Origin of the sequence: Variovorax rhizosphaerae (genome assembly GCF_037889975.1) — a bacterium.
Classification (GTDB): domain Bacteria; phylum Pseudomonadota; class Gammaproteobacteria; order Burkholderiales; family Burkholderiaceae_C; genus Variovorax; species Variovorax rhizosphaerae.
Genome location: NZ_JBBKZT010000080.1, coordinates 1 through 5009 on the forward strand (window position 1 = coordinate 1; position 5009 = coordinate 5009).

5 protein-coding genes are annotated in these 5009 nt (G+C 60.4%); 2 read left to right on the forward strand and 3 right to left on the reverse strand.

Annotation, left to right across the window (positions count from 1 at the left end):
• A protein-coding gene (locus tag WKW82_RS40135; protein WP_340348785.1) for an IS6 family transposase occupies window positions 1-689 on the forward strand; the annotation gives its coding sequence in 2 pieces (ribosomal slippage) (window positions 1-355 and window positions 357-689; 688 coding nt annotated over the 2 pieces). This gene is flagged as partial in the annotation.
• A 255-nt stretch (window positions 690-944) separates the two neighbouring features.
• Here WKW82_RS40135 and WKW82_RS40140 read toward each other — a convergent pair.
• Complete coding sequence (locus WKW82_RS40140; RefSeq protein WP_340348786.1) at window positions 945-1820, reverse strand: hypothetical protein; 876 nt, start codon at window positions 1818-1820, stop codon at window positions 945-947.
• A 579-nt stretch (window positions 1821-2399) separates the two neighbouring features.
• On the opposite strand from WKW82_RS40140, the gene WKW82_RS40145 reads away from it, so the two are divergent.
• The gene (locus WKW82_RS40145) at window positions 2400-2756 is read left to right on the forward strand and encodes a hypothetical protein (RefSeq protein WP_340348787.1); all 357 of its coding nucleotides are present in this window, start codon (window positions 2400-2402) and stop codon (window positions 2754-2756) included.
• Window positions 2757-2879: 123 nt separating this feature from the next.
• On the opposite strand, the gene WKW82_RS40150 is transcribed toward WKW82_RS40145, so the two are convergent.
• Together WKW82_RS40150 and WKW82_RS40155 are read right to left on the reverse strand one after the other, a co-directional pair.
• A complete protein-coding gene (locus WKW82_RS40150; protein ID WP_422823711.1) occupies window positions 2880-3599 on the reverse strand; it encodes an IS6 family transposase in 720 nt (239 codons plus the stop codon).
• A gap of 58 nt (window positions 3600-3657) precedes the next feature.
• Window positions 3658-4497, reverse strand: a complete 840-nt coding sequence (locus tag WKW82_RS40155) for a hypothetical protein (RefSeq protein WP_340348788.1) — start codon at window positions 4495-4497, stop codon at window positions 3658-3660.
• Window positions 4498-5009: the final 512 nt, after the last annotated feature.

Below are 5009 nucleotides of genomic sequence, written 5' to 3' on the forward strand. Positions count from 1 at the left end.
GTTCAAGGGTCGGCACTTCGAGCGCGAGATCATCGTTCTATGCGTCCGCTGGTATCTGCGCTTCAAGTTGAGCTTGCGCGACCTGGTGGAAATGATGGCCGAGCGTGGCCTGGCCTTGGCCCACACGACGATCATGCGCTGGGTCCAGCGTTTCGTGCCCGAGTTCGAGAAGCGCTGGAATCGATTCGCTCGCAAGGCCGGTCGCTCATGGCGCGTCGACGAGACCTATGTGGAGATCCGCGGCAAATGGAGCTATCTCTACCGGGCCGTCGATCGAGAAGGAAAGACGGTCGACTTCCGTCTGAGCGCCAACCGCGATGTGAAGGCGGCCAAGGCGTTCTTTCGCAAGGCGCTGGAGACGCAAGGGCCGCCCCCCGGTCAGCATCACGCTGGATGGCTATGCCGCCTCGCACCGTGCGGTGCGAGAGTGCCCGCGCAGAGTTCGCGCTGGAAAGACACAGCGGCTGCGATCGTCGAAGTACCTCAACAACATGATCGAGCAAGACCATCGAGGCGTGCAGTCACGCATCAATCCGATGCTCGGCTTCAAGGTCTTCGAACGCGCTGCGGTGACGATTGCCGGCGTCGAGTTGCTGAACCGAATTCGCAAGGGTCAGTTCAATCTCGGTCGGCTGCGTGTTCGGGGCCAAGCCGCGCCCGCGATCTGGAATGCTGTGCTTTCGGCATAACCTGCGAGGCCTTCTGGAGACGTCACTTGGCTACCCCGAAACTTTGCACCAGAGCCCCTCGGACAACGACTGCCACGCGTTGGCCGGAGTGGCCCCCATGAGCCCGCGGTGTTCGCTGTGGTGATAGCGCAAGGCGACCTCGACTGCCAGCCAGCGCTCGAATTCAACAAGGGTCAGCGCGGCCTTCTCCTCGGGCTTGCGTGCCTTTCGGCCCTTGACCGAATTGCCTGTGGCGCCCGGCAACCCCTTCAGGCGCTACATGAGCGTACGGTTCAGCCGTTCAATGTGACCGCCGAAGTGCGGTCGACCAACCGGGCGGTACATCAGGTCAATGCCGTACTGCGCACAGCCGGCTTTCAGCGCCTTGCTCTTGAACTCAGCGGCGTTGTCAAGATGAAGGATCTTGGGTATCCCCTGCATGGGCCAGGCCGCCTCCACGCCGAGCGTCTTGAGCCACGGCGCCTTGGGCAGCGCAATGCGGCTGAGCAACAGCGCAACCGTGCCGGCATTCAGGCGTTCCATGCCGACATAACACCCGACGACGCAGCGCGAAGTGATGTCGATCGCGAGCGTCAGCCAGGGGCGGCCGATGGTGCGCCGGAACCATGGATCCACCACGAAGGCATCGGCTTGCGTGTGATCGATCTGCACGATGTCGAGCAGTGACTTTGCGTTGAAGTTGCCAGGAGCCTTCTGGGCCGCCGGATCTTTTGCGAGCAACGCTGCTTGCTCTTCCCGATAGACCGCCCAACGTCCCGCCACAGTGTTCCTGGAGGGCGACTTAACCTTCTCAGCTTTGCACCGGCGTTTGATTTCAGTGCCCAGGTCGAGCAGCGGGTGCGCCAGTTGCCGCTGCTTGGGCAACCACAGGTGGAGTGCCTTCTGCACGATCGATTCGACGTCCGGATCCAGCCGAGGCCCGGGCTTGCGATCTGTCTTGCGGGGAACGACCGAACTCACGACCGGGCTCGCAAGAAAGCGCTTGCGCAATCGGTAGACATGGGTCCAGTGAACGTTCAGCAGGTTCGATGCCATCAGTGCCTGATCGCGGGTGAGGGGGCTCGTACCCAGCGGGCGAAGCACATTTGCAATCTGGAGCTCTCGCTCGGTGATCGCGGGCGAACGCGGCATATCGATGGCTCCTGCAAATGCGCTAGCACTATTTGGCGCCTTGTTGCCCGCGCTAGCAAGATGCCATCCAGGAGTTCTTGTTACTCCACAGCAACATCGCTCCCGCAACCCCAATATCCACAATTTCTCAATAAAATCATCACTCTGTCTGATTTCTGGCTAGCATCATTTGCTGACTTGGATAGCGGGCGGTAACTGACCTCAACAACGGCTGGCAAGCCGTCTCGCCGTATGCGCGGCCAGCGACGCGGCACGTACGCTGCGAACCTTGGCGGCGCAGCCGTGAGTGCTTCGGCGCAAATGCCGCAGGCGACAGGACCGAACCCAAATCGAAACCGCGTCCACGCCGAAGTACGCGTCGCGCCGCAGCGGCTCGCGATCGGCAGCGGCTTCGTGGGTGCGATCTGATTCCCGGAACTCGCACGAGCTCGACCATTTCCCACACTGATGTGCCTGCCGCCTTGCTGACCGCCGCCGAAACACTCGACGAGGCGGCGTAATCCCTCCAGGCGTTTTCCCTCTCATAGAGATAATCGAGGGTCCCGTTGATAGGCCGTCCAAACATGAGGAGTTCTAACAATGCCCACAGTTGCCAACTACATCGTCATTCAGGACTCCGACACCACACTCGGCGAAACCGATACTGTCCAGTTCGACTTCGACGCTCCCAACTTGACGGTCTCCACCTCGAACTCTAACCGCCCCATGCTGCTCTTGAAGCTCAACCCACATGCCGACAACGCCCGGCTGGAGGTCGTGCTCAACAACCAACACCTCTACGGACAAACGTTCAGCGCAGGGCCCATACGGTCTTTGAACGAAGTTTTCTCACACGGTCAGCTGCTACCAGCCGGCAACACGATGTTTGTTGCAAATCGTCTCTCAGGGGATTTCACTGTCTCTGACTTGTGCGTCATGTATAAGGCGGACATTTGAGCCAGTGAGAGGCCCGTCTCGCGAGCGTTGAGAACCAGGTAAAGCTTCTCGTCGAGTTGAGGCAGATGGCTCTGGTGCAAAGTTTCGGGGTAGCCGAGTGACGTCTCCAGAAGGCTGCGCAGGCTATGCCGAAAGCACAGCATTCCAGATCGCGGGCGCGGCTTGGCCCCGAACACGCAGCCGACCGAGATTGAACTGACCCTTGCGAACTCGGTGCACCAACTCGACGCCGGCAATCGTCACCGCGGCACGGTCGAAGACCTTGAATCCGAGCATCGGATTGATGCGTGACTTCACGCCTCGATGGTCTTGCTCGATCATGTTGTTGAGGTACTTCGACGATCGCAGCCGCGTGTCTTTCCAGCGTGAGCTCTGCGCGGGCAACTCTCGCACTGCGCCGTGCGAGGCGGCATAGCCATCCAGCGTGATGCTCACCGGCGGTCGCCCTTGTGTCTTCAGCGCCTTACGAAATAACGCCTTGGCCGCCTTCACGTCGCGGTTGGCGCCCAAGCGAAAATCAACTGTCTGGCCATCTCGATCGACGGCACGATAGAGATAGGTCCACTTGCCGCGGATCTTCACATAGGTCTCATCAACGCGCCATGAGCGACCGGCCTTGCGAGCGAATCGATTCCAGCGCTTCTCGAACTCGGGCACGAAACGCTGGACCCAACGCATGATCGTCGTGTGGGCCAAGGCCAGGCCACGCTCGACCATCATCTCCACCAGGTCACGAAAGCTCAGCTTGAAGCGCAGGTACCAGCGAACGCATAGAACGATGATCTCGCGCTCGAAGTGCCGACCCTTGAACAATTCGTCCATGCCCTGCAGCATCTTTGCCATCGATCCGCCTTCAAGTCAAAAGCCGTAGCCTACCGGAGGCGCGATTTGCACCAGAGCCTCATTTCTTTCCACTTGCCAATGCCGAAAGCTGCTCGGCATTGGCCCTCGTGTCGCTTTCGAGTTGGCCGAGCCTTCTGACAACCGCGTCCTCTCGGGCTGCGGTATCCCTGAGCGCGTTCTGCAATTGGTTGTATCGCTTGCCATCGACGCCGCTTGAGAAGGAGATCGCGTTGCCTTGCAGCTTCATCGTCTTTTGCCGTGATCCCGCGAAATCCAGGATGTCCATCACCGAAGAAGCGACCGCGAATTCCGCGTCTCGCCATTCCTGGTAGGCCGCCTTCGAAACAGCGCTTGCCTTCAGGAATCCCCCGAGCGCGTCCTGAGCCAGCGTCCCAGGTGCCCGGGTGGTTCGCAGGTAGGTTTCCATCTCGGCGTAGTACGCATTCGACCGAGCGTACTGCTGGTCGACAAGCCTTTTGTAGTCCTCGATGCCTTGCCGTGCCTTGAGGATTCTTGCGGGGTTCGTGAGCGTGGTTGCCGACAGGAACGAGCCCAAGTCGATCGCATCCATTTGCGATCTCAGGACGCGGGTGTCATTGGCGCTGCGTTTGGTGATGGCGGTCGCGCCACGCACGAATGCTGCTTCGGAGCCAGGCGGGGACGCGGCCGGGCTGGCGACCTGTGGTGTTGCCAAGCCTGCCGGCACATTGTTGCCCACTGCCTCCTTGAGCGTCGAGGCGAACTCGCCGACGGCCTGCCGGGTGTCAAGGTTGCGCTCGCGATAGCTGGTAACGAATGAAGCAGCGAACGACACAACACCGACCAGAATGGACACCGTGACGATTAGCGCCGCCTTCTGTCCGGGACGCAGATTCTGCTGGCGCGCACTGTCGTTCATGATGCACCTCCTCGACGTGGACCTTGCCTAAAGACTTGGATGAATGCTACGCCTGCGCTGCAACGCTGCCAAAGAAAACGCTACCACTTCGGGGGGAAGCGCCGGCGGAATTTGGGAGCGCACACAGTTTGGAGGTCATGCCCCACACGCGTGCCTCAGTTCTGGCGGCTCGCAAAGTGCTCCTCCATACGGCCATCAAGGAGTGCGATCCGCATTTTCAAGAGGCGCAGGTCCGTGTCGCTGCTCTCAATGGCGAGCTGTCGCCAGGTGGACTGGTAGCGTTGGCCAAGGCGTCGAAGACGGGCACACGGCTCTCGTGCCATCCGCCATAACGGCAAGTAGGTCCAAGAAAGTTCGGGTGCTTGACCTCGGAATCAGACTCCCGCACTTTTGCTAGCTAGCAGGCCGTTGAAAAACCGCTCATTGGCACGCGTTTTCCCCTTGCAATTCGGACTCGGGTCTTCATCCAGTACGTCGGGTCACGCGAGGGCGGTGGAATCGAGTCCGCGCAG